The sequence below is a fragment of the Caballeronia sp. INDeC2 genome, assembly GCF_023631325.1.
GTDB lineage: Bacteria > Pseudomonadota > Gammaproteobacteria > Burkholderiales > Burkholderiaceae > Caballeronia.
In genome coordinates, this window is record NZ_JALQDG010000010.1 from 142,652 (window position 1) to 166,525 (window position 23,874).

The 23,874-nt window shown below is 63.3% G+C and carries 25 protein-coding genes; 5 read left to right on the top strand and 20 right to left on the bottom strand.

Annotated features, from left to right (window positions below; genetic code table 11):
* Positions 1–34: 34 nt before the first annotated feature.
* The 14 genes from NCS28_RS08270 to NCS28_RS08335 all read right to left on the bottom strand — a co-directional run bounded on the left by NCS28_RS08270 (position 35) and on the right by NCS28_RS08335 (position 13,563).
* Positions 35–1,270 (bottom strand): c-type cytochrome, encoded by a 1,236-nt coding sequence (locus NCS28_RS08270; protein WP_250513363.1) that lies wholly within the window; start codon positions 1,268–1,270, stop codon positions 35–37.
* A complete protein-coding gene (locus tag NCS28_RS08275; RefSeq protein WP_250513364.1) occupies positions 1,267–1,839 on the bottom strand; it encodes a (2Fe-2S)-binding protein in 573 nt (190 codons plus the stop codon). Before NCS28_RS08275 ends, NCS28_RS08270 begins: the two co-directional genes overlap by 4 nt.
* Entirely contained in the window at positions 1,836–4,658 is a 2,823-nt protein-coding gene (locus NCS28_RS08280) for a xanthine dehydrogenase family protein molybdopterin-binding subunit (RefSeq protein ID WP_250513365.1), read from the bottom strand. The genes NCS28_RS08275 and NCS28_RS08280 overlap by 4 nt, the downstream gene beginning before the upstream one ends.
* Positions 4,659–4,980: 322 nt before the next feature.
* Positions 4,981–5,178: a Fe-S cluster assembly protein IscX gene (iscX, locus tag NCS28_RS08285; RefSeq protein WP_250513366.1), complete on the bottom strand. Its 198-nt coding sequence runs from the start codon at positions 5,176–5,178 to the stop codon at positions 4,981–4,983.
* 14 nt (positions 5,179–5,192) lie between these two features.
* The gene (gene fdx, locus NCS28_RS08290) at positions 5,193–5,534 is read right to left on the bottom strand and encodes an ISC system 2Fe-2S type ferredoxin (RefSeq protein ID WP_250513367.1); all 342 of its coding nucleotides are present in this window, start codon (positions 5,532–5,534) and stop codon (positions 5,193–5,195) included.
* A gap of 48 nt (positions 5,535–5,582) precedes the next feature.
* Positions 5,583–7,448, bottom strand: a complete 1,866-nt coding sequence (gene hscA / locus NCS28_RS08295) for a Fe-S protein assembly chaperone HscA (protein ID WP_250513368.1) — start codon at positions 7,446–7,448, stop codon at positions 5,583–5,585.
* Between the two features lie 48 nt (positions 7,449–7,496).
* Positions 7,497–8,027, bottom strand: a complete 531-nt coding sequence (gene hscB / locus NCS28_RS08300) for a Fe-S protein assembly co-chaperone HscB (protein WP_250513369.1) — start codon at positions 8,025–8,027, stop codon at positions 7,497–7,499.
* A gap of 83 nt (positions 8,028–8,110) precedes the next feature.
* Entirely contained in the window at positions 8,111–8,434 is a 324-nt protein-coding gene (iscA, locus tag NCS28_RS08305) for an iron-sulfur cluster assembly protein IscA (protein WP_250513370.1), read from the bottom strand.
* Between the two features lie 57 nt (positions 8,435–8,491).
* A complete protein-coding gene (iscU, locus tag NCS28_RS08310; protein ID WP_250513371.1) occupies positions 8,492–8,920 on the bottom strand; it encodes a Fe-S cluster assembly scaffold IscU in 429 nt (142 codons plus the stop codon).
* 36 nt (positions 8,921–8,956) lie between these two features.
* Positions 8,957–10,180: an IscS subfamily cysteine desulfurase gene (locus NCS28_RS08315; protein WP_250513372.1), complete on the bottom strand. Its 1,224-nt coding sequence runs from the start codon at positions 10,178–10,180 to the stop codon at positions 8,957–8,959.
* An 86-nt stretch (positions 10,181–10,266) separates the two neighbouring features.
* Complete coding sequence (gene iscR, locus NCS28_RS08320) at positions 10,267–10,794, bottom strand: Fe-S cluster assembly transcriptional regulator IscR (protein WP_061121070.1); 528 nt, start codon at positions 10,792–10,794, stop codon at positions 10,267–10,269.
* 139 nt (positions 10,795–10,933) lie between these two features.
* Positions 10,934–11,416, bottom strand: coding sequence for a low molecular weight protein-tyrosine-phosphatase (locus NCS28_RS08325; protein ID WP_250513373.1), 483 nt, complete (start codon positions 11,414–11,416; stop codon positions 10,934–10,936).
* 125 nt (positions 11,417–11,541) lie between these two features.
* On the bottom strand, positions 11,542–12,753 hold the full coding sequence (locus tag NCS28_RS08330; RefSeq protein ID WP_250513374.1) for a DUF3734 domain-containing protein: 1,212 nt from the start codon (positions 12,751–12,753) through the stop codon (positions 11,542–11,544).
* Positions 12,754–12,768: 15 nt separating this feature from the next.
* Positions 12,769–13,563 carry a 3-hydroxybutyrate dehydrogenase gene (locus NCS28_RS08335; protein ID WP_250513375.1) on the bottom strand — a complete coding sequence of 265 codons (795 nt, stop codon included), beginning with the start codon at positions 13,561–13,563 and terminating at the stop codon, positions 12,769–12,771.
* Positions 13,564–13,597: 34 nt separating this feature from the next.
* On the opposite strand from NCS28_RS08335, the gene NCS28_RS08340 reads away from it, so the two are divergent.
* Both NCS28_RS08340 and NCS28_RS08345 read left to right on the top strand, forming a co-directional pair.
* The gene (locus tag NCS28_RS08340) at positions 13,598–13,789 is read left to right on the top strand and encodes a hypothetical protein (protein WP_250513376.1); all 192 of its coding nucleotides are present in this window, start codon (positions 13,598–13,600) and stop codon (positions 13,787–13,789) included.
* A 64-nt stretch (positions 13,790–13,853) separates the two neighbouring features.
* Positions 13,854–14,699 carry a 23S rRNA (adenine(2030)-N(6))-methyltransferase RlmJ gene (locus tag NCS28_RS08345; protein WP_250513377.1) on the top strand — a complete coding sequence of 282 codons (846 nt, stop codon included), beginning with the start codon at positions 13,854–13,856 and terminating at the stop codon, positions 14,697–14,699.
* A gap of 13 nt (positions 14,700–14,712) precedes the next feature.
* On the opposite strand, the gene NCS28_RS08350 is transcribed toward NCS28_RS08345, so the two are convergent.
* Positions 14,713–15,075, bottom strand: coding sequence for a hypothetical protein (locus NCS28_RS08350; protein ID WP_250513378.1), 363 nt, complete (start codon positions 15,073–15,075; stop codon positions 14,713–14,715).
* Between the two features lie 112 nt (positions 15,076–15,187).
* Between NCS28_RS08350 and copM the strand changes: the two genes are divergently transcribed.
* Complete coding sequence (gene copM / locus NCS28_RS08355) at positions 15,188–15,586, top strand: CopM family metallochaperone (protein WP_250513379.1); 399 nt, start codon at positions 15,188–15,190, stop codon at positions 15,584–15,586.
* A gap of 103 nt (positions 15,587–15,689) precedes the next feature.
* Here the strand turns inward: copM and NCS28_RS08360 are convergent, their stop codons facing one another.
* Entirely contained in the window at positions 15,690–15,836 is a 147-nt protein-coding gene (locus NCS28_RS08360) for a DUF3563 family protein (protein ID WP_250513380.1), read from the bottom strand.
* 237 nt (positions 15,837–16,073) lie between these two features.
* Positions 16,074–16,460: a Cu(I)-responsive transcriptional regulator gene (gene cueR, locus NCS28_RS08365; RefSeq protein WP_250513381.1), complete on the bottom strand. Its 387-nt coding sequence runs from the start codon at positions 16,458–16,460 to the stop codon at positions 16,074–16,076.
* Positions 16,461–16,557: 97 nt separating this feature from the next.
* Between cueR and NCS28_RS08370 the strand changes: the two genes are divergently transcribed.
* Positions 16,558–16,764 carry a heavy-metal-associated domain-containing protein gene (locus NCS28_RS08370; RefSeq protein ID WP_250513382.1) on the top strand — a complete coding sequence of 69 codons (207 nt, stop codon included), beginning with the start codon at positions 16,558–16,560 and terminating at the stop codon, positions 16,762–16,764.
* Positions 16,761–17,699 carry a dTDP-4-dehydrorhamnose reductase family protein gene (locus tag NCS28_RS08375; protein ID WP_250513383.1) on the top strand — a complete coding sequence of 313 codons (939 nt, stop codon included), beginning with the start codon at positions 16,761–16,763 and terminating at the stop codon, positions 17,697–17,699. The genes NCS28_RS08370 and NCS28_RS08375 overlap by 4 nt, the downstream gene beginning before the upstream one ends.
* Here the strand turns inward: NCS28_RS08375 and NCS28_RS08380 are convergent.
* The 3 genes from NCS28_RS08380 to imuA are packed head-to-tail and all read right to left on the bottom strand — an operon-like array spanning position 17,693 to position 23,592.
* Positions 17,693–21,163: an error-prone DNA polymerase gene (locus tag NCS28_RS08380; protein ID WP_250513384.1), complete on the bottom strand. Its 3,471-nt coding sequence runs from the start codon at positions 21,161–21,163 to the stop codon at positions 17,693–17,695. The two genes, NCS28_RS08375 and NCS28_RS08380, sit on opposite strands and share 7 nt — an antisense overlap.
* A gap of 7 nt (positions 21,164–21,170) precedes the next feature.
* Complete coding sequence (locus tag NCS28_RS08385; RefSeq protein ID WP_250513385.1) at positions 21,171–22,784, bottom strand: Y-family DNA polymerase; 1,614 nt, start codon at positions 22,782–22,784, stop codon at positions 21,171–21,173.
* Positions 22,729–23,592 (bottom strand): translesion DNA synthesis-associated protein ImuA, encoded by an 864-nt coding sequence (gene imuA, locus NCS28_RS08390; RefSeq protein WP_250513386.1) that lies wholly within the window; start codon positions 23,590–23,592, stop codon positions 22,729–22,731. Before imuA ends, NCS28_RS08385 begins: the two co-directional genes overlap by 56 nt.
* Between the last annotated feature and the right edge of the window lie 282 nt (positions 23,593–23,874).

The window sequence follows — 23,874 nt, forward strand, 5'->3', positions numbered from 1 at the left end:
CATCGCGTGGCCTCGTTTTTTGCAGCGTCCGGATTTAGCGCAGCGACTTCACCTTGTCGGCGGTCACATCGCCGGGCTGTCCGCCCCACGTCACGCGAAGATAGTTCGCAAGCTGCGCGATCTGTTCATCGCCATAGGTCGTGGCGAAACCGGGCATCGGCTGCATGCTCTCTACGCCCGGGAACCGCTGTGCATCGAGGCCGTCGAGCATCGACGTGACCAGATTGCGCGGATCGGCCTGGCGCAAGGTCGAGTTGCCGTCCATTCCCACTGCGACATGCGGCTTGCCCTGACCGTCGGTACCGTGACAGCCCGCGCATGAATCGAGGTAGAGATTGCGGCCCGCGCCGAGTTGCGCCGTATCACCCGACTTCACGGTGACGCGCGGAGCCGGTTCCGGCGGCGCGTCGCCGAGCAGATAGGTCGCGAGCGCGCGCAAGTCCTCGCTCTTCAGGTGCTGCGTGCTCAGATAGATCACGGGATGCATCTCGCCGAACGCCGAGCCTTGCTTCGCGACGCCGCTTGCGAAGAACGCCTGCAGATCCGCGCCCGTCCAGCCGCGCGCGGCGAGCGCGGACGGCGTGATGTCGGGCGCGCCGATGCGCCCGAGCGCGCCGCCCTGCAAGGTCTGCGCGCCCTGCATCTGGCCGAACGCGCCGCGCGGCGAGTGGCATTCGGCGCAATGGCCGAGTGCGTTCGCGAGATAACGCCCGCGCGTCCAGTCGGCGGATTGTCCCGTCGATGCATCCGGCAGCGTGTTCTGCAGGAACAGCATGTTCCAGAATCGCACGGCGAAGCGCACGCTGTACGGAAACTTGAGATCGGCTTCGACGTTCGGCACCGCGGCGGGCTTTTGCGTCATCAGGTACGCGTAAATCGCGTCGCTGTCCTCGCGCGACATCTGCCGATACGACGTGTACGGCATCGCCGGATAGAGCTTGTGCTTCGGCGTCACCCCGTCATGCAGCGCGCCGTAGAATTCATCGGGACTCCACATGCCGATGCCGTGCTTCGGATCGGGCGTGATGTTCGTGCCGTAGAACGTGCCGAATTGCGATTCGAGCTTCACGCCGCCCGCGAACGGCGCGCCGCCGGCGGCCGTGTGGCACGCGGCGCAATCGGCGGCATGGGCGAGGTAGCGTCCGCGCGCGATCTGCTCGGGCGAGCTTTTCGGCGGCGTCGCGATATCGTTCTGCCCGCCGCAACCGGCTAGCAGGAAGGATGCCGCCGCGAGCGGCGCGAGGAGACGGGTCAGGATCGATCTCATCATGCGGCGTCCTTCACGAGTCCGGGCGTGGCGAGCAGGAGATCCTTGACCGCTTCGTAGTAGCGGACGTAGCCAGTGCAGCGGCAGATGTGCTCGTTCAGCGCGTCCATGATCGTCGCTTCGATCCGGTCCTTCGCGATCGGATTGCGCTTGAGTTTTTCGATCAGCACGGTCGTCGCGTTGACGAAACCCGGCGTGCAATAGCCGCACTGGAAGCTGAAGTGCTCGAGGAACTTCTGCTGCACCCCCGACATCTCGACGACTTCGCCTTGCTCATTGCGCTTCGCGTGGCCTTCGACCGTGCGCACGCTCTTGCCGTCGAAGAAATGCGCGCCGTTGATGCACGTGCGCGCTTCCTCGCTCGTGCCGTCGGCGTGGTCGACGATCACCACGCACGCGTGGCAGATGCCCTGACCGCATCCGAGACGCGAGCCGGTGAGCCCGACGTACTCGTGCAGAAAATCGATCATCGACAGACCGGCGGGCACCTGCATCGGGCCGACCTTTTCGCCGTTGATCGTCATCGAGAGCGCGCGCGATTCGATGCCCGCGGCGGATTGGATGGCCGTCATGCGAGCACCTCCTGAATGTTTTGCGGCGTCACCGGCAGATCGGTGAAGCGATGGCCGATCGCATGCGCGATCGCGTTGACGATGGCGCCGACCACCGGAATCATCACCACTTCGGCGATGCCCTTCGGCGGATCGGTTTCGGAAAGCGGCGGCAGCACTTCGCCCGTCTGCTTCCACACGGCGACATCGCTCGCGAGCGGCAGGCGATAGCGGTTGAAGTTCCAGGTGCCGTTGCCCGGGCCGTCTTCATAGAGCGGCAGATATTCATGCAGCGCGTGTCCGATGCCCATCGCGAGGCCGCCCTGCAACTGGCCCGACACGAGTTGCGGCGCGATCTGATTGCCGCACTCCATGATCGAATGATGCGAAAGCAGTTCGACCTCGCCGCTCGATTCGCTCACCGCGAGTTCGACGAGCGTGCCAAGCGCGCTGTAGTACGTGACCGCCGCGTTATTGCGTTGCACGGGCGGGATGAAGACGCGCTTGCGGTCGAGGACCGTGTAGCCGTTCCCCGTGGCTTTCGCCGCGCTTTTAGCCTTACCGTCGCCGAAGCGGAGTGAAAGACCGTCGATCGGAACTTGCACGACCTCGCCCGCGATATCGAACTGCGCCTCGCTCCATTGCCAGCGATTGAACGTGTGCACAGTCGCGCCCGTGACGAGCCCGAGTTCGTGCGCCTTCTTCGCGAGCTGCTCGAAGGGAATCGGCTCGAGTCCGTCGGCGGAGAGCTTGCCGTCCGTCCAGCGCGCGTCTCCGATGCGCACGACGAACGACTTTGCCTGACCGCCGCCGATGCCCTGCCCCCAGATCGCGAGCGCCGCGGGCCAGATGCCGTGACGGAAGACCACGCGCGCCGCCTCGCGCGTCGCGTGCGTGAAGTAGAACGCCGAGTTCGTCGCGCTCGCCGGCGACATGTACGCGGGCGACCAGCGCGGATTCGCGCTCAGGCGATCCTGCTCGGCTTGCGACATGATGTACGGATCGCCGCTCGTGACGACAGGCAGGTCCGTCCAGTCGATCGTCGACATGCGGACGTCGGCGGCGGGCTTGCCGAGCCATTTCGCGCAGGCGAGCGCCTGCGACGTCGACGAACCGGTGCCGATCTCCGCGCCCGAATGATGCAGCGCGATGCGGCCATCGGCGGTGAACTCGATCTTGGCGAAAGCGCTTTCCGCGCCCGTGCCGAAGTCCTTCTGCGTGCACGCGAAACCGACGCCGTAGCGCTTGCCCGGATGCGCGGCTTCGTATTCCGTCTTGCGCTTCGCGCGATCCGTCCAGAGCGGATGCGCCTGCGCGCGCCGAAGCACGTCCTCGGCGCGCACGGCGCCAGCCGGAATCGCGCCCTGCGTGTTCTTCATGCCGGTGCGCATCACGTTCTTCAGACGCAGATCGATTGGATCGATGCCGAGCGTCTGCGCGATGTCGTCGATCATCATCTCGGTCGCGGCCATGCTCTGCAGCGTGCCGTAGCCGCGCGCCGAGCCGGCGTCCACCGCGCGCGAGGCGATCGCGGTCGCGGTCAGGTCGCTCTTCGGGATGTAGTAGATGGACTGCGCCGCCGTCGCGCCCACCATCGCGACCGACGGCGAGAAGTTGCAGCGTCCGCCGCCGTTGGCGACGAAATCGCCCTTGAACGCCTGAATCAGCCCCGACTTCCGGTCGACGGCCATGCGATAGCGCATATCGAACGCGTGCCGCTTGATCGAGGTCTGGAACTGCTCGAAGCGATCGTTGGCGAGACGCACCGGGCGGCCGTCGCCGTACAGCGACGCGATGAGGCCGTAGAACGGCATGTTGTAGTGATCTTTCGATCCGTAGCCGACCGTGTAGCACGGATGCAGGAACAGGTTCTTCACCGGAAAGTGCGACTTCGCCGTCATCTCGATCGCGCTTTCGGCCACTTCGTGCGGGCCTTGTGTCGGAATGACCATGTGCAGCGACTGCGTCGCGGCGTCGTACCAGCAATTGGCGTTGTCGGGTTCGAGCGCCGCCGTGTCGACGGATTGGGTGCGGTAATCGCGGTCGACGACGAGCCAATCCGCCGGCGGATGATCGAGCGCGTCGGCGATCGCGTTCGCATGGAACACGCCCTGCTCGTCGAGCTTGCCGTGCTCGGCGGCGCTCGCCCAGACCGGCTCGCGCTTCTTCATCATGTGCGGGAAGAGCGGCGTATCTTTGAGGCTCGAGAAGGTGTCGTCGTCGTAAGGCGTCTTGCCGCCGACGCGCACGAAACGGAACGCCGCCCACGGGTCGCGCTCGAGCGGGCCGGTCGTCGCGCCGTAGCGGATGACGCCGTCGCGAAACTGGAGCTTGTCCTTCGCGAAACGAAAGCGCGCGAAGTCGTGATAGATCAGGATCGCGACCGCCTGCCCGAGATACGCCGGCGTCTTGCCGGCGGGCAGCAGCATGTCGTCGCCGTAGAAGGCGGGGAACGCGAGCTTGTCGCGCGCGAGATCGTCCGCCGTGACGATGCGATCGGGCGCGAGGGCGCCTTCGAGCATCGAGAGATCGAAACCCTCGTAGACGCAATCGGCGCGCGTCGTGCGCAGAATCAGCGCGTGCGACTGCTCTTTAGGCCAATGCGGCATGTCCGCGGCGCGGACATCGCGCGCGAACACTTTCGCGCCCGTCACCTTCGCGATGCCGTCGATGCGAAACTTCGCGCCGCCGCTCGTCGCATCCCACTGGACGGGAGTCAGAATCTTCTCTTCGAACAACGCGGCGAACGCACGGCTGCCGAGCGGCGCAACGAACACCGACACGCCAGCGAGCGCACTCGCTTTCAGAAAACCGCGCCTCGACAGGCCGAGTTTCCCCATTTACTTCTCCCCAAGTGATCGCCAGCGGATCGTCCGCAGCGGACTACTGCCCGCCGCGAGTTCGGCAATGTAAAAATTTGTTTGCAATGCGAAGCATTGCCACGCGGGCGATTCCTTTCCGGACGCGTGATTCAGCGCGTTGACATTGCTTGCCGACGCGCAGCGGGCGCGATTTTAAGTCGCAGGGGAAGGGGCAACAACGCCCGCAACGTCAAGTTCTGTCAAACATGAAATGCGTTGCGGATGAGTGGAAAATCGCGGATGAAAACGAAACGGCGGCTCGTAATGAGCCGCCGTTCGTGAGAATGCAGGCAGGACCGGGTCAGTAATCCGCGTCCTCGATCCACGCCGCCTGGATCGCTTCCAGAATCTTCTCGTTGGACTTTTCCGGATCGTCGTCGAAACCGTCCAGTTCCGTGATCCAGCGATGCAGGTCAGTGAAACGCACATATTGAGGGTCGATATTCTGATGCGCGTCGGTGAGTGCCATCGCGATCTCCTGAGTATCTGTCCACTTCATGGGCGAGCCTCCTGTCAGTGATTTTCTTTGGCGTGATTGATGGAGTACCGGGGGATCTCGACCACCAGATCCTCGTCGGCAGGCACCATTGCCTGACATGATAACCGCGATGTCGGTTCGAGACCCCACGCTTTGTCGAGCAGATCGTCCTCGTCCTCTTCGGACGGTTCGAGCGCGTTGAAGCCTTCCCGGATGATGACGTGGCACGTCGTGCACGCGCACGATTTCTCGCAGGCGTGCTCGATCTCGATGCCGTGTTCCAGCAGGTTGTCGCAGATGCTCTTGCCGACGTCGGCGTCGATCACCGCGCCGTCCGGGCAGAGCTCCACGTGGGGCAGCACAACGATTTGAGGCATGGGACTGATTTTCCGTAATTGCTTGTTTGTTCGATAACCGCGAGACGATCAGACGTCGTCGAGCTTGCGGCCAGCGAGTGCGCGGCGGATGCTCTTGTTCATGCGGCGCGCGGCGAATTCGTCCGTGCCGTTGGCGAGCGCTTTGGTGGCCTCTTCGATCTTGTCGGCCGAATCGCCGCTCGCGAGCGCCGCGACTCCGTTCACGAGTGTCAGGATTTCGGCGCGCTCTTCGTCGTCGAGCAATTCGCCATCGGCTTCGAGCGCGGCGTGCGTCGCTTCGATGAGCCGCTCCGCTTCCACCTGCGCCTCGCGCAACGCACGCGCGTGCATGTCGGTTTCCGCGGTCTTGAAGCTCTCTTCGAGCATGCGGGCGACTTCATCGTCGGCGAGACCGTACGACGGCTTCACCACCACCGATGCCTCCACGCCCGACGCCTGCTCGCGCGCGAACACGGAAAGCAGGCCGTCCGCATCGACCTGATAGGTCACACGAATGCGCGCCGCGCCGGCCGCCATCGGCGGAATGCCGCGCAGTTCGAAACGCGCGAGCGACCGGCAATCGGAGACGAGTTCGCGCTCGCCTTGGACGACGTGAATCGCCATCGCCGTCTGGCCGTCCTTGAAGGTGGTGAAATCCTGCGCGCGCGCGGTGGGAATCGTCGAGTTGCGCGGGATGATCTTCTCGGTAAGGCCGCCCATCGTCTCGACGCCGAGCGACAGCGGGATCACGTCGAGCAGCAGCCAGTCGTCGCCTTCGCCGCGACGGTTGCCGGCGAGCAGATCGGCCTGAATCGCGGCGCCCAGCGCGACGACCTGATCCGGATCGAGATTGATGAGCGGCGGCTGGCCGAAGAACGCCTCGACCGCGCGGCGGATGACCGGCATGCGCGTCGCGCCCCCGACCAGCACGACGCCCTTGATGTCCTTCGGCGCGACCTTGGCGTCGCGCAGCGCTTTCTTCGTCGGCGCGAGCGTGCGCGCGACGAGCGATTCGGCCAGCGCGGCGAATTGCGCTTCGCTCACCGCCACGTCGATTTCGATGCCCGTGGAAAGCGTCGCCTGCACGCGCGTCTCGGGTACGTCCGAGAGCGCTTCCTTCGCCGAGCGCACGCGATCGAGCATCAGGCGCACGTCCTCCGGCGTATCGAGCGTGACGCCCGCCTGCTCCAGCACATGGCGGTACAGCGCGTGGTCGAAGTCGTCGCCGCCGAGCGCGGAATCGCCGCCCGCCGCCAGCACTTCGAAGACGCCTTTCGTGAGTTTCAGGATCGACAGGTCGAAGGTGCCGCCGCCGAGATCGTAGACGGCGAAAAGGCCTTCGGAGCCGTTGTCGAGACCGTAGGCGATCGCCGCCGCGGTCGGTTCGTTCAAGAGGCGCAGCACGTTCAGGCCGGCGAGCTTCGCGGCGTCCTTGGTCGCCTGCCGCTGGGCTTCGTCGAAATAGGCGGGCACCGTGATCACCGCGCCGACGAGATCCTCGCCGAGCGTATCTTCCGCGCGATGACGCAGCGTCGCGAGAATTTCCGCCGACACTTCGACCGGGCTCTTCACGCCATCGATCGTGCGGATCTGCACCATGCCGGGCGCGTCGATGAAATCGTACGGCGCGTTCTCCGCGCCCTCGACTTCGCTCTTGCCGCGGCCCATGAAGCGCTTGACCGACACGATCGTGTTGCGCGGATCGGTGACGGCTTCTTCTTTTGCGGTCCGGCCGATGCGCCGTCCGCCCTTCTCCAGATAGCGCACGACCGACGGCAGCAGCACGTGGCCGTCCTCGTCGGGCAGCGCTTCGGGCACGCTGCTGCGCACGGCCGCGACGAGCGAGTTCGTCGTGCCGAGATCGATACCGACCGCCACGCGCCTTTGATGCGGCGCGGGCGTCATGCCGGGTTCTGAGATTTGCAGTAAAGCCATCGTTGGTCTTATGGGGTTATTTGCGGCTGACTCGTACTTCGCGTGTTCTTACGCGTGTTCCAGCCGTTCGATCTGCGTGCCGATTTCATGCGCCACGCGTTCGATGAACATCAACTGGCGCACGGCCTCGCTCGCGGCCTGATCGGATCTGCTGTCGATCAGCGCCTCGAGCTTCACGAAACGCACGCGCTCTTCTTCGCGCAGTTCGTCGAGCAGCGCTTCGAGCGCACCGATGTTCTTCGCGTTCGCGGCATCCTCGATATTTTCGCGCCATTCCATCTGCTGCATCAGGAACGCGGGCTCCATCGCGGTGTTGTTCTCCGCGCCGACGTCGATGCCGCGCTGCGACAGGATATAGCGCGCGCGCCTGAGCGGGTCGCGCAGCGTCTGATAGGCCTCGTTCGCGTGCGTGGCCCATTGCATCGCGAGACGCTTTTGCGCGTCGCCGGCCGCGGCGAAACGGTCCGGATGCACTTGCGCCTGCACGGTGCGATACGCGTCGTCGAGTTGTTGCGGATCGACGGCGAAGGTTTGCGGCAGATCGAAGAGATCGAAGTGACTGTCGGTGAGCGAGCCCATGCTGTGCCTATGGATTCAGTGTGCGCGAATGAAAAAGGCGGCACGCGCCGCCTCTTTTGCCGATACCGCCGGCGCGATCCACGTCAGACGCGGAACGATTCGCCGCAGCCGCACTCGTCTTTCGCGTTCGGGTTGTTGAACTTGAAGCCTTCGTTCAGCCCTTCGCGGGCGAAGTCGAGCTCGGTGCCGTCGAGATACGGAAGACTTTTCGGGTCGATCACGATCTTCACGCCCGCCGTCTCGAACACGGTGTCTTCGGGCGTGAGTTCATCGACATATTCGAGCTTGTACGCCAGACCCGAACAGCCCGTCGTGCGCACGCCCAGCCGCAGGCCGACGCCCTTGCCGCGCCGCATCAGATACTTCTGCACGTGTTGTGCCGCTTTATCCGTCAACGTGATTGCCATAGTCTTCGCTTCTCTCTTCGAGGCGCCACGCACCTGCATCGCGCCCGCTTTCATCACTTATGCTGCGTGTTGCTTCGCTTCTGCCGCCTGCGCTTCCGGAGCGGCGACGCCATGACGCTGCTTGTAATCGGCGACCGCCGCCTTGATCGCGTCTTCCGCGAGAATCGAGCAGTGGATCTTCACCGGCGGGAGCGCCAGTTCTTCGGCGATCTGCGTGTTCTTGATCGTCAGCGCCTGATCCAGCGTCTTGCCCTTCACCCATTCGGTGACGAGCGAGCTCGATGCGATCGCCGAGCCGCAGCCGTAAGTCTTGAACTTCGCGTCCTCGATCACGCCATCCGCGCCTACGCGGATCTGCAGCTTCATCACGTCGCCGCACGCCGGCGCGCCGACCATGCCGGTGCCGACGGTGTCGTCGTCCTTCGAGAACGAGCCGACGTTACGCGGGTTTTCGTAGTGGTCCAGAACCTTGTCGCTATAAGCCATGATTCAAACTCTCCTTTGTTCGGTGACGCGTGTCGCTCAGTGCGCGGCCCACTGGATGGTCGAGATGTCGATGCCGTCCTTGTGCATTTCCCAGAGCGGCGACAGATCGCGCAACTTCGCGATCTTGGTCTTCAGCAGGTTGATCACGTAGTCGACGTCCTGCTCGGTGGTGAAGCGGCCGACCGTGAAGCGGATCGAGCTGTGCGCGAGTTCGTCGTTGCGGCCGAGCGCACGCAACACATACGACGGCTCCAGCGACGCCGACGTGCACGCCGATCCCGACGACACCGCGACATCCTTCACCGCCATGATCAGCGATTCGCCTTCGACGAAATTGAAGCTGATATTGAGGTTGTGCGGCACGCGGCGTTCCATGTCGCCGTTGACGTACACCTCTTCCATGTCCTGCAGGCCTTTCAGCAGACGGTCGCGCAGCATGCGGATGCGCTCGTTCTCCGTCGCCATTTCTTCGCGCGCGATGCGGAACGCCTCGCCCATGCCGACGATCTGATGCGTCGCGAGCGTGCCCGAACGCATGCCGCGCTCGTGACCGCCGCCGTGCATCTGCGCTTCGATGCGCACACGCGGTTTGCGGCGCACGTACAGCGCGCCGATGCCCTTCGGGCCGTAAGTCTTGTGCGCCGAGAACGACATCAGGTCGACCTTCAGCTTTTGCAAATCGATTTCGATCTTGCCGGTGGCTTGCGCCGCATCGACGTGGAAAATGATGCCCTTCTCACGCGTGATCTCGCCGATCGCCTCGATGTCCTGGATCACGCCGATCTCGTTGTTCACGCTCATTACCGAGACGAGAATCGTGTCCGGGCGGATCGCCGCCTTGAACTTGTCGAGATCGATGAGACCGTCGTCCTTCACGTCGAGATACGTGACTTCGTAGCCTTCGCGTTCCAGCTCACGCGTGGTGTCGAGCACCGCCTTGTGCTCGGTCTTCACGGTGATGATGTGCTTGCCCTTGCTCTTGTAAAAATGGGCGGCGCCCTTGATCGCGAGGTTGTCCGATTCCGTTGCACCCGACGTCCAGATGATCTCGCGCGGATCGCAGTTGACGAGCGCCGCGACGTTCTCGCGCGCTTCCTCGACCGCACGCTCCGCATCCCAGCCGTACTGGTGGCTGCGCGAGGCCGGATTGCCGAACTGCTCGCGAAGATACGGGATCATCTTGTCCACCACACGCGGATCGACGGGGGTCGTCGCGCTGTAGTCCATGTAAATGGGCAGGTGGGGAATATCGTTGTTCATCAGTCGCTCCGGGAAATCGGTCAAAGCTCTTGGCTGTGATGCTTTCTATATGCGCGCCCGGCTCTCGTGCCGGGGCGGCGCTCATGTCATCCGGCCAGGTTGAAAATGGAATTCGGACCCTTGGGCGCAACGCGCGCGGCCTCGACGCCAGCCGACTCGGCGCGCCGGTCGCGCAACACCGCCGACGAACCTTCGCGTGCGCGCTGCTGGTCGACCAGATCCTTCAACGAGACGGAATCGAGATACTCGACCATCTTTTGGTTGAGCGTCGCCCAGAGCTCGTGCGTCATGCAGTGGCCGTCGTGCTGCTTCGTGCCCTCGCACGTGCCCTTGCCGCCGCATTGCGTGGCGTCGATCGGCTCATCGACCGCGATGATGATGTCGGCGACCGTGACGTTCTCCGCGCGGCGCGCGAGGTTGTAACCGCCGCCCGGTCCGCGAACCGATTCGACGATCTCATGCCGCCGCAGCTTGCCGAAGAGCTGTTCCAGATAGGAAAGCGAGATGCGCTGGCGCTGACTGATGCCTGCCAGCGTCACCGGGCCCTGCTCCTGGCGCAACGCCAGGTCGATCATCGCCGTGACGGCGAAACGGCCTTTCGTGGTGAGTCTCATAATTGGGGGCTAACGCTAATACTCGATGATTTTCGTCAAGTATAAATAGCCCACAGTTTTAGTCAAGTATCCCGGGCGAGATAAGTAGCTTTTTAATCGGTTTTTTTTGCCCTCGCACGGCGGGCAAGCCGACGGGCTGTCAGGCTGTCAGCTGGGCGCGCAAGGCGTTCAGCAAGCCTTCGCACGCGTTCTCGCATTGATCGAGCACTTTTTCGAAACCTTCCTCGCCACCGAAGTACGGATCGACCACGACGCGGCTGTCGTCGCCCGTGGCGAACTCCATGAGCAGGCGAATCTTGCCGCGATGCTCGGCCGGGCAGATCGCCGTCAACGCGGCAGCGTTGGCGTCATCCATGACGATGAACAAATCGAAGCGCGCGAAATCGCCGGCGGCGACCTGGCGTCCGCGCAGCTTCGACAGATCGTAGCCGCGCTTCTTCGCGGCGGCCTGGGCGCGCTCGTCCGGCGGCTCGCCGATGTGCCAGTCGCCCGTGCCCGCCGAGTCGACGACGATTCGGCCCCCGAGCTTCGCACGCTCGACGAGGTCGCGCATCACCGCTTCCGCGCTGGGTGAGCGGCAGATGTTGCCGAGACAGACGAAGCAGATCGAGATCGAGTTCATCTAAAGCCGGAAAAAATCTTGACGCCCGGCGGCATCGACGGGAACAGCCACCGGAATGCGTCCGCGATTATACAAACTGGCACACTTTCTCGCCCAAGATGAGCATTCCGGCGTGCGGAACGCAGTTATCGCTCGTCGCGATGGATGTCGTGCGTGACGAAGCGCGATTCTCCGTTGGGCATGTCGAGCCAGTCGCGATGCGCCAGCGTGCGGCGCATATCGGCGAGACCGCTTTCCCAGTGCTCGCGCATCGTCGAGAGGCCGAACTGGTAGTCCTTGTAGTGGCCCTCGTATTCCTTGTGCCGGTAGATCAGGTGAATGATGTTGTAGCGCTTCGAGCACGCCAGCTCGGTGGCAAGCCTGCACCATTCGTCGTTCTTGCGAGTCTCTTCGGGCACGAGGTCGAGCACGTGCTGCAAGACGTTGCGGTACCGCTGCGATCGCTGCATCTGATCCGTGACGAGACGCGTGCGGCTCGAATACTGCACGTCCTTCACGCGCCCCATGACGTCGACGATGCTGTCCGGCACCGGCCCGCGCGCGCTCCACAGATCGACCTGGAAGGCGAGCGTGTCGCGCCGCGGCGTCGCCTGCGCAATCTCGTAGAGCGGCGTGTTCGACATGAGGCCGCCGTCCCAATAGAATTGGCCGTCTATCTCGACCGCGGCAAAGCCCGGCGGCAACGCGCCGGACGCGATGAAATGCTCGGCACGCAACTCGATCTGCGTGTTGTCGAAATAGGCGAAATTGCCCGTCGCGACGTTCACCGCGCCGACCGACACGCGAGTCTCGCCGGAATTGATGCGGTCGAAATCGCACAGACGCTCGAGCGTGGCCTTGAGCGGTGTCGTGTCGTAATAGCTTGCGGTTTGCGGCGAGCCCGACGCGATCGGCGACGGCGGCGGAAAGCGCGGCACGAAAAAGCCCTTTTGCCCTTCGACGAGCGCGCCGAAGGCCTGCATCGCGGTGAACGCCTTGCGAATCTCATCGACGGAATCGAACAGCGCGCGTTCGACGAAAGCCGGCAGTGGAAAACCGAATGCCGGCTGACAGATCGTCTCCCAGAATTCCAGCAAACGCGTCACGCGATGCTCCGGCGCATTGCCCGCGATGATCGCCGTGTTGAGCGCGCCGATCGAGATGCCGGCGATCCAGTTCGGATGAATGTCCGCTTCGTGCAGTCCTTGATAGACGCCCGCCTGGTAGGCGCCGAGCGCGCCACCGCCCTGCAGCATCAGCGCAATCGTCTCGTAAGGCGGCAAATGGATCCGGGGCTGCGTGCGCGCTCCGACCGACGCTGACACTCGCACCGCGTTTTCGTTATCGATTTCCGACATCCCGCGTCTTCTCCCTTATTGCATGAACCAGCCGTGGCTCACGACGAACGATTGCCCCGTCAGCGCCGCCGTTTCGAACGCGGACAGGAAGAGCACCGTCTGTGCGACGTCCTCGACGGTCGTGAACACGCCGTCCACGGTGCCGCCGAGCATCACGCGCTTCACGACTTCCTCTTCGCTGATCTTCAGTTCCTTCGCCTGCTCGGGAATCTGTTTGTCGACGAGCGGCGTGCGCACGAAGCCCGGACAAACGACGTGCGAACGCACGTTATGCTTCGCGCCCTCCTTGGCGAGCACGCGCGCGAGGCCGAGCAAGCCGTGCTTCGCAGTCACGTATGCCGATTTGAGCGGCGACGCCTCGTGCGAATGCACCGAGCCCATGTAGATCACGACGCCGCCGCGATCGTCCTTGTACATGTGCTTCAGCGCCGCTTTGGTCGTGAGAAAAGCGCCGTCGACATGGATGGCCATCATCTTCTTCCAGTCGGCGAACGCGTAGTTCTCGATCGGATTGACGATCTGGATGCCCGCATTCGACACGAGGATGTCCACCGAGCCGAACTCCGACGCAACGCGATCGATGCCCTGGTTGACCGCATCTTCGTCCGTCACGTCCATCGCGATGCCGATGGCCTTTCCACCCTGGCCGCGAATTTCCCCGGCGACCGCGTCCGCGCCCGCCTGATTCAGGTCTGCGATGGCGACCGCCGCGCCCGCACCGGCGAGCGTGAATGCGATCGCGCGACCGATGCCGCTCGCCGCACCCGTCACGACCGCGGTCTTGCCGTCGAGCTTACCGTTTGATGACATGCGAACCTCCTATCCAGTGGAAGACATCAGGTGAATGACAACATCCATCGGCACGACCATCAAGCTGGCCGTTCGGCATAGGAAAACTCGCGTGAAACATCAGAATGCCTATGCCGTTTGGCCGACTGTTCATGAATGTCCGGGAGCGGCTATTGTGCATGAAGGAAGCAGTGAGCTGCGGCGCAAGCCGGGCGTCGTGAATAGTGCGGCGGGCGGCGTCGGCTAGAATAAGCTCCCTTCCCGCAGCTTTTCATTCCTGTTTTTTTCGCGCCTCGCGCAGGCCTCTCGTCATGCTCAGTTATCGTCACGCCTTTCATGCGGGCAATCACGCCGATGTGCTGAAACACGCAATCGTCATTCAGATGCTTCGCCATCTCGGCATGAAGGACAAATCGTATTGGTACATCGACACGCACGCCGGCGCCGGTGTCTACTCGCTCACAGAAGGCTTCGCGACGAAAAACGCGGAATTCGAAACGGGAATCGGGAAGCTTCGGGAGCGAGACGATCTGCCGCCGCTCCTCGCCGACTATGTCGATGAAGTCAACGCGCTGAATCCGGACGGCGATCTGCAGTTCTATCCCGGCTCGCCCTATCTCGCCTGGCGCATGATGCGCGAGCAGGATCGCATGCGGCTTTTCGAGTTGCATAGCACGGAGATCGACGTGCTGCGCCACAATTTCCGGGACGCCGGCCGGCGCGCGATGATCTACGAAGGCGATGGCTTCGACGGCATCAAGGCGCTCCTGCCGCCGCCGCCGCGCCGCGCGCTCGTGCTGATCGACCCGTCGTACGAGGACAAGCGCGACTACGCGCGCACGCTCACGTGTCTCGAGGAAAGCATCAAGCGCTTCGCGACGGGGACCTACGCGGTCTGGTATCCGATCGTCACGCGTCCCGAGTCGCAGCGTTTCGCCGATCAGTTGAAGGCCATTCAGCCGAAAGGTTGGCTGCACGCCGCCCTCATCGTGAGAAAACCGCCGACGGACGGCTTCGGCCTCTTCGGCAGCGGCATGTTCGTGATCAATCCGCCCTACACGCTGGCGAAAGAACTAAAGGGCTCGCTGCCCTATCTCGTCGACGCGCTCGGCGAGGACGACCACGCGTCGTTCAAGCTGGAACATCGCGCGGACTGAGCCTTGGCCCGTTTCAGGGATGAGGCGTGCGCGGCACGCGCGGGCGTACGCCGCCTCCTGGCTGCGTGGGCACGGTGTTTTGCCCGTTCGAGTATTCGACGTAGGGTGAGACCACGATCGGCGGCTCGGGCTCCTGCGGCAGTCCGGGCAATGTCGCCATCGGCACCATGCCGGGACCGCCGAGCGGCCCGCTCTGAAGCACGGTCCCGCTGACGCCGCTGTGGATGCCGGTCTGCGTATCGAGCACGAGAGGCTCGCCTCCGGGCTTGGCGAACGTTGCTTGCGAGGCTGCAGCGAGCGCGACGCCAACACATGCGATTCTCGCGACGCGATCGCGCATGCGGATGTTCGTCGCGACTTTGATGTGACCTAGCATCGTGCGCTCTTTATGTAGACGATACCGCTTTACCTTACCCCGGTGGCAAGCTTTAGGCTAGGCGTTTCGACTCATAAGCAGCTTCGCAACCGCCCTCTTCACAGGAGATACGATGAAATCAAAACGACTCGCTCTTGCCATCTTTGCCGCCCTCTGTAGCGCAAGCGCGATCGCACAGCCCGCCGCACCCGCCAGCGATGCGATGCCTGGCATGAACATGGAACAGCACGCGCCGAAGCCCACGGATGTGTCGTCCACCGCCGCATTCCAGTCCGCCGATCAGAAAATGATGTCGGGCATGTCGGGCGTCGAGTACACGGGAGATGCCGACCGGGATTTCGTCGCGCACATGATTCCGCATCACCGGGGCGCGGTGGAAATGGCGAAGGTCGAATTGAAGTACGGCAAAGACGCGAAGCTCCGCAAGCTGGCGAAAGAGATCGTCGCTGCGCAGGAGAAGGAAATCTCGTTCATGAAGCAGTGGCTGGAACAGCATCCGCCAAAGCATTGAGCCTCGGCGACGCGCGCATCGAGCAGAAACGCAAAAGCCCCGCTGATGTGCGGGGCTCTTTCAACTTTCACGTTTGGCGCCTTGCGCGCCAGGAACGAAACGCTTATGCGTTATAGCCGTTCGATTCGAGTGAGCGGATGCGCTGTTCGAGCTGGACGATGTCCGTCGATTGCGCAAGATACGCTTCGCGACGGCGTTGCTCGGCGACTTCGAACCAAAAGCTCAGTTTTTCGATCAGGAATGCAAACATGATGTTCTCCAAGGTCTTTAAAAGTCCCTGGCATTTCGGGGTCAGGGATTACCCGCACTAGGGAATACCCGAATTATAGAGGAGAACAGTCGCGCCGGGGTAGTGAAATGCTTGAATACTGTGCATTCAGATTCGGAATGGTGCGGGCTGGCTTCTTGCTTTAAAGCACTGATTTTTCGGACAATTGCGGAAAACTTGATGGGCTCTCCGATTGACCGAAACACATTATTGGTGCATTTACTGCGCCAACTTGTCCAAAATCGGGCATTCCGGTCGAGCATCCCCGTGGCAGTGAATCGCCAGATGTGACAGCGTGTCGCGCATCTCCGTTAGCTCGGCGATTCGCCGGTCCAGCTCCGCGACATGTTCCAGCGCGATCGACTTCACCTCGGCGCTCGCCCGCGACCGGTCCTGCCACAAAGCAAGCAGTTTGCGGATGTCTTCGACGAGAAAGCCGAGCCGCCGCGCCTGTCGCACGAAGCGCAGCGCATGCACTTCCTGATCGCCGTACACGCGATATCCGGACGACGTCCGCCCGACCGGATTCAGCAAGCCGACGCTCTCGTAATAGCGGATCATCTTCGCCGTCACCCCCGACACGCGGGCCGCTTCACCGATGTTCATCGTTCGCTCCCAAAAAATGTCATCTCGACTCTACACCTTCCCATCATGGCAAGGTATACGATGACGTTCATCCAGACCTTTTAAAGAGGAAATCGCAATGACCGAATTCGTAGTTCAGGGCATGAGTTGCCAGCACTGCGTCGCGGCCGTGACGCGCTCGATTCACGAAATCGATCCGCAGGCGCAGGTTCGAGTCGATTTGCAGCGCGGCACGGTCGTAGTCGAGTCCGGACAATCGAACGACGCGCTGAAAGAAGCCATCGACGAAGCCGGCTACACGGTCGTCGGCGTCGCTTCGGCATGAGGGGGAACGAGCGCTTGACGGTCGCGCTCATCGGCGCGTCGGGATTGCTGGGCCGCGCCATGGCCAACGAACTGGAGAGCGCGACCGGCGCAAAGCAATGGCGTATCGTGCGCACGGCGCACAGCCGCGCGGACGCACGGAACGTGAAACTCGATCTGCTCGATCGGGACGCCGTGTCCGCCTTCTTTCGCGAATTCGCGCCCGATGCGATCGTGGTCGCGGCGGCCGAGCGCCGTCCGGACATCTGTGAAAACGATCCGGCACGCGCACGCGCGTTGAACGTCGATGCGTTGCGTGTGATCGCAAGCGAAGCGCGCGCGCTCGGTGCGTGGGTTCTGTCGATATCGACCGATTACGTGTTCGACGGCACCGCTCCGCCCTATTTTCCCGACGATGCGCCCGCGCCGCTCAACGCCTACGGACAGAGCAAGCTGGACGGCGAACGCGCATTGCTCGAGAGCGCCCCGTCGTCCTGCGTGTTGCGCCTGCCGCTGCTTTACGGACCGTTCACCGACTGGAACGAATCGGCGGTGACGAGCCTCACGCCCGCGATCGTCAAATCGGCCGATCCGGCGAGCGCGCCCGCGTCGATGGACGCCTGGGCGACGCGCTATCCGACTTTCACGCCCGATGTCGCAGCGGTGATCCGCGGAATGCTCGAACATCATGCGAAAGGCGCGACGATCTCCGGCATCACGCAATGGTCCGGCGAAGAACCGATGACGAAATTCGATATCGCCGAGCGCATCGCGCGAACGCTGAACGTGGACTCGAAACTCGTCGCACAGCGCACGCCGACGGACGCGACGCCGCGCCCGCGCGACTGTCATCTCGATTCCGGCCGGCTGGAAGCGCTGGGCATCGGCCGGCGCACGCCGTTCGATAGCGCGATTGCGGGGCTGCTCGCGAACTATCCGGCCATGCCGGATCAGTGAAAATCGCGGCTCGGCGCGGCGAGGCGGCCGAGCAGCGCGCTATGGTCTTCGAGCCGCTGCGCCACCAGATGTCGCACGTCGCCGTCCATTTGCCAGACGCCGTGCACGCCGAGCAGCGACGCCCCCAGCAGCACTTTGCGCTGCTTCTCGACGAGGCCCGGCCAGACGATCACGTTGATCGCACCGGTTTCGTCCTCGATCGACACGAAGATCGTGCCGTTCGCCGTGCCCGGTCTTTGCCGCACCGTCACGATGCCGCACGCCCGCACGAAGCGTCCGTTTTTGATGTCCGCGAGTTCGGCGGCGGTTTTGAAGCGCAGCCGCGCGAGCTTGCCGCGCAAAAGCGCGAGCGGATGACGATTGAGCGTGAGGCCGAGACTCGCGTAATCATCGACGATTTCGCGGCCTTCCGATGCTTCCGGCAGCAAGAGCGGCGTCTCGCTCATCGGCGCATCGCGCAGCAATTCCGGCGCGCGCTGTTGCGCCGTGACCGCCCACCACGCCTGACGCCGATGCCCCGCGATGCTCGCAAGCGCATTGCCCGCCGCGAGTGCTTCGAGTTCGCGCCGCGACAAGGCGGCACGGCGCGTGAGATCGTCGACATCGATGAACGGCGCCTGCGCACGCGCAGCCATGATCCGCTCGGCCGCCGCTTGCGGCAGACCCTTGATCAGTTGCAAGCCGATGCGCACGCCCGGCCCTTTCGCGCCGTATTGCCGTCCATCCAGCTCGACGCGCTTTCTGAGTCTGCGCGCCGCTCGCCGCACGGTCTTCCGAAACACGCGATCCGACGCGGCCGCGCCATAGAACTGCTGACGCCGCCGCTCCTTGCCGGCATCGAACACGACGCGCTCGCCGTTGCCGGACCGCGCTTCCAGCACCGATTCCCAATCGCTTAAGGAAACATCGGGCGCGAACACCGGCACGCCATGACGCCGCGCATCCTGCACGAGCTGCGACGGCGAATAGAAACCGAGCGGCTGGCTGTTCAGCAAACCGGCCAGAAACGCCGCGGGCTCGTAACGCTTGATCCACGCGCTGAAATAAACGAGCAGCGCGAAACTCGCCGAGTGGCTCTCCGGAAAGCCGTATTCGCCGAATCCCTCGATCTGCTTGCACACGCGCGCGGCGAAATCGTGCTCGTAGCCGCGCGCGAGCATCTTCGTCATGAGATCGGCCTGATACTTCTCCAGATGACTGCCGCGACGCCACGCGGCCATCGCGCGGCGCAACTGATCGGCCTGCTCCGCCGTATAGTTCGCCGCGACCATCGCGAGCTTCATCACCTGCTCCTGAAAGATCGGCACGCCGAGCGTGCGGCCGAGCACCGGCCGTAATTCCTCTTTCGGATAATCCTCCTCTTCCAGCCCCTGTTTGCGGCGCAGATACGGATGCACCATGCCGCCCTGAATCGGGCCGGGCCGCACGATCGCCACTTCGATCACGAGGTCGTAGTACTTCTCGGGCCGCAAGCGCGGCAGCATGCTTTGCTGTGCGCGCGATTCGATCTGAAACACGCCGATGGTGTCCGCGCGGCAGCACATCTCGTAGACGGCCTTGTCCTCGCGCCGAATATGCGACATGCCGAAACCCGGCACGCCGCGCCGCAGCGCGACGAATTCGAGGGCGCGCCGGATCGCCGACAGCATGCCGAGCGCGAGCACGTCCACTTTAAGGAGCTTCAGCTGATCAATGTCGTCCTTGTCCCACTGAATCACGCAGCGGTCTTTCATCGCTGCGTTTTCGATCGGCACGAGCTGCGACAATCGCTCCCGCGCGATCACGAAACCGCCGACGTGCTGCGACAGATGCCGCGGAAAGCCTCGCAGTTCGCGCGTCAACCGGATGAGATGCTTCGTGACATGCGAATCGTCGCTGAAACCCGCTTCCCTGAGATAGCCCGCCACCGCCGACGGCCCGTCCCACCACTGCTGCGACTTGCCGATGCGCTCGATCAGCGACGCATCGAGCCCGAGCGCCTTGCCGACATCCTTCAGCGCGCTGCGCGTGTGATACGTAATGAGCGACGCCGCCAGCGACGCGCGATGCCGCCCATATTTCTGATAGATGTACTGGATGACTTCCTCGCGCCGCTGATGCTCGAAATCGACGTCGATATCGGGCGGTTCGTTGCGCGCCTGCGAGATGAAGCGCTCGATCAGCAAGCCCATCCGGACCGGATCGAGTTCGGTGATGAACAGGCAATAGCAGATGATCGAGTTCGCCGCCGAGCCTCGCCCCTGACACAGAATGCCTTTGCTACGCGCAAACGCGACGATGTCATAAACAGTCAGGAAGTACTTCTCGTATTCCAGCCTGGCGACGAGCGCCAGCTCTTTATCGATAAGACCGATCGTCTTGGCGTCCATGCCGTTCGGCCAGCGTTGCAACGCGCCCGCCATCACCCGTTTGCGCAGATAGCTCGCGGGCGTCTCGCCGGGCGGCACCAACTCTTCGGGATATTCGTACTTCAGTTCCTCGAGATTGAAGATGCAGCGGGCGGCCACCTTCAGCGTTTCCCTGATCGCCTCTTTTGGATACAGCGCGCCGATGCGCAGCCGCGTGCGCAGATGCCGCTCCGCGTTCGCTTCGAGCGCGTAGCCGCATTCGGCAAGCGGCCGGTTCAGGCGAATCGCGGTCAGCGTGTCCTGCAAAGGCTTGCGCGAGCGCGCGTGCATCAGCGCGCCGCTTGCAGCGACGAGCGGCAATCCGCTCGCTTCCGCGATCACGCGGCACGAAGCAAGACGCTCGTCGTCGCTGCCGTCCTGCCACAGCTCCAGCGCGAGCCACGCACGGCCCGCGGCAAAGCCGGCCAGCCAGTGCGCGCGGTCGAGCGTATCGGCAAGCGTCGCCGATCTCTGCGGCACGAGAATCAGGATGCAATCAGGCAAGTGCCTCAGATGAGCAATATCGCCGCGCAGATCTGCCGTGTTGGATGACGCGGCGGGATCCGTGAAATCCTCCGGGCCTATCTTGTAACTGCCCTTGGGCGCACGAGCGCGCGCATGCGAAATGAGCTCCGACAGATTGCCGTAGCCCGCCCGATTCGTCGCGAGCGCGATGAGCATGCAGAACGGCTCGCCGTCGGCATCGGTGAGATGCAGTTCGCTGCCGATGATCAGCTTCAGTTCCTGCTTCTTCGGCGGCGGTTCGCCGGCACGCTGTGCGGCTTCAGCGTCGGCGAGCGCCTTCGCTTCGATGTCCTTGATCGCGGCATGCGCGCGCACGACGCCCGCGAGCGAGCATTCGTCGGTGATCGCGAGCGCGGTATAGCCGTGTTCGAGCGCTGCCGCGGCCAATTCCTGCGGATGCGACGCGCCGCGCAGAAACGAGAAGTTGCTCAGGCAATGCAGTTCAGCATAGCCGGGCAACAACGCCGAGGCCGACATCGCGCCGAGAACTGCGGCATTGTCGTCGCCTTCGTCGCCATCGCCCAGGCCGATGATGTCGCTCAAATCATCCATGGCGGCATCATCCGAAGAAACCGTGCAGGAACCATTCGCCGGTGAGACGTTCGCGATAAAGCCAGAACATGCGGCCGCGATCGTCGGCGGCGACGTAGTAATCGCGCTGGACACCATTGCCGTCCCACCATCCCGCCTCGATGCGCTCGGTCCGGCTGATCAGCTTCAGCGGGCGTCGATAGAACGGCCGCTCGTTGCGCAAGAGCAGCTTTTGCGGCGTTTCGAGTATCCACGACGGACGCGGCTGCGAAGGAACGGCCAGATCGGGAAGCTCGAGCGGGCCCCTGGATTCGGTTTGCGCTTCGGGTTCTGCTTCCGCTTCGGGTTCTGCTTTCGCTTCTGCTTCGGCCGGCGTATCTGCTTTTGCTGCTTGCATCTTCGATGATTTCTTCCCGCGCTTCGGCTTCGATTCGCCTGCAGGCTTATAAGCTTCGACCGTCATCGCCGCTTCGGGCCGATGATCGTCTCGCGCGACCAGTTGCACGACGTTCCCGGTGCCGAGCCGCGCGCTCAGACGTTCGAGCAATTGCGCTACCGATTCGCTGTCGGAACCGGGCATCGGAAACAAGGTCTCGGCCGGCGGCGCATGCTCGCTGACCTTGTCGGCAAGAAGCTTCATTTCGATCACGGGCGCTGCGAGCGTCGTCTGATTTAGTTTCTCGCGCAGCAGCCAGAGAATGTGATCGGCTTCGCGCGTCGGCACGGCCCACGACACCTTGAATGTCGACGTTTTCGGCGCGTGACGGGCGGCCAGTTCGTGCTCGAGCAAGAGCGAAAATTCACTGACCGCCGCATGATGCGCGCTCAGCCAGCCGGCGAGTTGCAGCACGAGCCGGCGGGCGGCGAACAGCAACGCCTCGGCGCTTTCCACGCGCGCCTGCAATTCGAGCCGAGCCTCGAACGACGCCGGCGCGCAAAACGCCTCGCGTGGATCGGGCGCCTGTCCGTACGCTTGTGCGAGCCATTGCAGGACGCCTTGACCGAACCGCCGCGCAACGCCCTTGCGCGGCAGACGACGCAAATCGGCGAGCGTGGCGCAGCCGATCTGCTCGAACACGTTGCCGTGCGAATGCGCCGACGGGATGAGCGATACCGGCAACGCATCGAGCACGTGAAAGAGCGTCGTCTCTTTCACGATGCGCACGCGCCGCGCAACCCGACGCGTGCGCGCGTGCGCCAGCAGCCACGCGCCCCATGCGGTCGGCGCGCAGCCCATGCGCGAGGTGAAACCGCATCCTTTCACCGTCGATGTCACCCTCGACAGCAACGCGCGCAATCCGCCGAAGAGCCGCATGCTCGCGCCGACTTCGAGCAGTACCGTATTCGCATGGGCCAGCACGACTTTGGGCGTAAACGCGAGCAACGCCAGCGCGACCGCTTCGAGCGCGTTCTGCTCTTCGCGAATATCGACGGCGAGCAGCGTCAGTTGCGGCGCCAGCGCGAACGCGTGCGAGCGCGTGCTGCCGGGCCGCACGCCGAGCCGAAACGCGACGAGATCCGGCATCAGGATGCGCGCGTGATCGGCGAGTGCGAAGCATGGCTGATCGATATCTCCGACGCGAATGTCATTCGGCGTCGATGTTGCTCCAGGCGAGATCGAATTCCCCGATGCCGAGGGCATCGAGGGCGGCCTGACTGCTTCGAGCGATAAAAGCGGCAATGTCACCGCTATCCACAACATGTTTGACCTCTCGTGCTTTCCTTGCCTGATGCGCACGACGAATATGTTCGGGCAGAGCAGGCATCTGCAGCGGCAAGCTCAACTGGAGCGGCTTGCTCAGCAATGGACCACGCCGCTTGATGATGTCGATTTCGAGCATGACGGCTTGCATCCATTCGCGACGGTTCATCGCCTGTGCGCCGGCGGGAAGTATCGGTCTGCAGACCATGCGCAACGGCGCGGCGGATGATTGCTTCGCCGCTTTGAGCGGACGAAACAGGAACGCCAGCGACTGCGCTTCCTGAGCGGCTACTTGCAGCCTTCGCAGCGCTTCGGGACGCACTTGAGGCAGCCAGATCAACACAGCGCCGATGCCTTCCTGCTTCAGCGACTGTTCCGCAGCCCAGAGCACCTGATCTTCGGGCGCCTTGACCCAGACCAGTTTGTTGACCGCGATTTTCATCGCCCGAAGCGCGGCCAGATTAGGCTTCCACGGTGGCGCGATGAAGATGACGGAGCGGTCTTTGCCCACTGTCAGTTCGCGAAGCATGCACGCGAGCAATCTGATTTCGCCCACGCCGCTCTCTTCGATCAGTAACTCGGTGACTGTGCCGGGCATCCAGCCTTTGCCGGGCAAGGCCAGATCAAGCGTCCGAAATCCGCTCGATATGATGTTCGAGTCGGGATCGTTAATCGGACTGCCCTGCCAGATCTGACGATGCAGATGCGATGTCAGCCCGATGTCGAGCAATGAAAGTGCTGCACCCATGAGGTTTCCCCGTCCAACGCAAAAGCAAGGGCCTGCTCATGGTTCGAGCACCCGGCGGTCTTTGGTTTTACTGTATATTTATACAGTATTTTGTTGCAGGAAGGTAAACATCTAGAAGTGCCGACGGTACGTCGGCGGGGCGTGGAAGGCGAGATGGAGATTGCGGTGAGATTGCTGACGGTCGTGCAAATTTGCCGCCCCAAATGCAAAAACCCCACCTTGCAGGGGTGGGGTTTTTGTTTGGAGCATAAGGAGCCTGACGATTACCTACTTTCACACGGG

Bases quoted from the DNA above. Each gene is read 5' to 3' on its own strand.
- NCS28_RS08270 (WP_250513363.1), bottom strand. From the start codon at position 1,270: ATGATGAGATCGATCCTGACCCGTCTCCTCGCGCCGCTCGCGGCGGCA.
- NCS28_RS08275 (WP_250513364.1), bottom strand. From the start codon at position 1,839: ATGACGGCCATCCAATCCGCCGCGGGCATCGAATCGCGCGCGCTCTCG.
- NCS28_RS08280 (WP_250513365.1), bottom strand. From the start codon at position 4,658: ATGGGGAAACTCGGCCTGTCGAGGCGCGGTTTTCTGAAAGCGAGTGCG.
- iscX (WP_250513366.1), bottom strand. From the start codon at position 5,178: ATGAAGTGGACAGATACTCAGGAGATCGCGATGGCACTCACCGACGCG.
- fdx (WP_250513367.1), bottom strand. From the start codon at position 5,534: ATGCCTCAAATCGTTGTGCTGCCCCACGTGGAGCTCTGCCCGGACGGC.
- hscA (WP_250513368.1), bottom strand. From the start codon at position 7,448: ATGGCTTTACTGCAAATCTCAGAACCCGGCATGACGCCCGCGCCGCAT.
- hscB (WP_250513369.1), bottom strand. From the start codon at position 8,027: ATGGGCTCGCTCACCGACAGTCACTTCGATCTCTTCGATCTGCCGCAA.
- iscA (WP_250513370.1), bottom strand. From the start codon at position 8,434: ATGGCAATCACGTTGACGGATAAAGCGGCACAACACGTGCAGAAGTAT.
- iscU (WP_250513371.1), bottom strand. From the start codon at position 8,920: ATGGCTTATAGCGACAAGGTTCTGGACCACTACGAAAACCCGCGTAAC.
- NCS28_RS08315 (WP_250513372.1), bottom strand. From the start codon at position 10,180: ATGAACAACGATATTCCCCACCTGCCCATTTACATGGACTACAGCGCG.
- iscR (WP_061121070.1), bottom strand. From the start codon at position 10,794: ATGAGACTCACCACGAAAGGCCGTTTCGCCGTCACGGCGATGATCGAC.
- NCS28_RS08325 (WP_250513373.1), bottom strand. From the start codon at position 11,416: ATGAACTCGATCTCGATCTGCTTCGTCTGTCTCGGCAACATCTGCCGC.
- NCS28_RS08330 (WP_250513374.1), bottom strand. From the start codon at position 12,753: ATGTCGGAAATCGATAACGAAAACGCGGTGCGAGTGTCAGCGTCGGTC.
- NCS28_RS08335 (WP_250513375.1), bottom strand. From the start codon at position 13,563: ATGTCATCAAACGGTAAGCTCGACGGCAAGACCGCGGTCGTGACGGGT.
- NCS28_RS08340 (WP_250513376.1), top strand. From the start codon at position 13,598: ATGACAACATCCATCGGCACGACCATCAAGCTGGCCGTTCGGCATAGG.
- NCS28_RS08345 (WP_250513377.1), top strand. From the start codon at position 13,854: ATGCTCAGTTATCGTCACGCCTTTCATGCGGGCAATCACGCCGATGTG.
- NCS28_RS08350 (WP_250513378.1), bottom strand. From the start codon at position 15,075: ATGCTAGGTCACATCAAAGTCGCGACGAACATCCGCATGCGCGATCGC.
- copM (WP_250513379.1), top strand. From the start codon at position 15,188: ATGAAATCAAAACGACTCGCTCTTGCCATCTTTGCCGCCCTCTGTAGC.
- NCS28_RS08360 (WP_250513380.1), bottom strand. From the start codon at position 15,836: ATGTTTGCATTCCTGATCGAAAAACTGAGCTTTTGGTTCGAAGTCGCC.
- cueR (WP_250513381.1), bottom strand. From the start codon at position 16,460: ATGAACATCGGTGAAGCGGCCCGCGTGTCGGGGGTGACGGCGAAGATG.
- NCS28_RS08370 (WP_250513382.1), top strand. From the start codon at position 16,558: ATGACCGAATTCGTAGTTCAGGGCATGAGTTGCCAGCACTGCGTCGCG.
- NCS28_RS08375 (WP_250513383.1), top strand. From the start codon at position 16,761: ATGAGGGGGAACGAGCGCTTGACGGTCGCGCTCATCGGCGCGTCGGGA.
- NCS28_RS08380 (WP_250513384.1), bottom strand. From the start codon at position 21,163: ATGGATGATTTGAGCGACATCATCGGCCTGGGCGATGGCGACGAAGGC.
- NCS28_RS08385 (WP_250513385.1), bottom strand. From the start codon at position 22,784: ATGCCCTCGGCATCGGGGAATTCGATCTCGCCTGGAGCAACATCGACG.
- imuA (WP_250513386.1), bottom strand. From the start codon at position 23,592: ATGGGTGCAGCACTTTCATTGCTCGACATCGGGCTGACATCGCATCTG.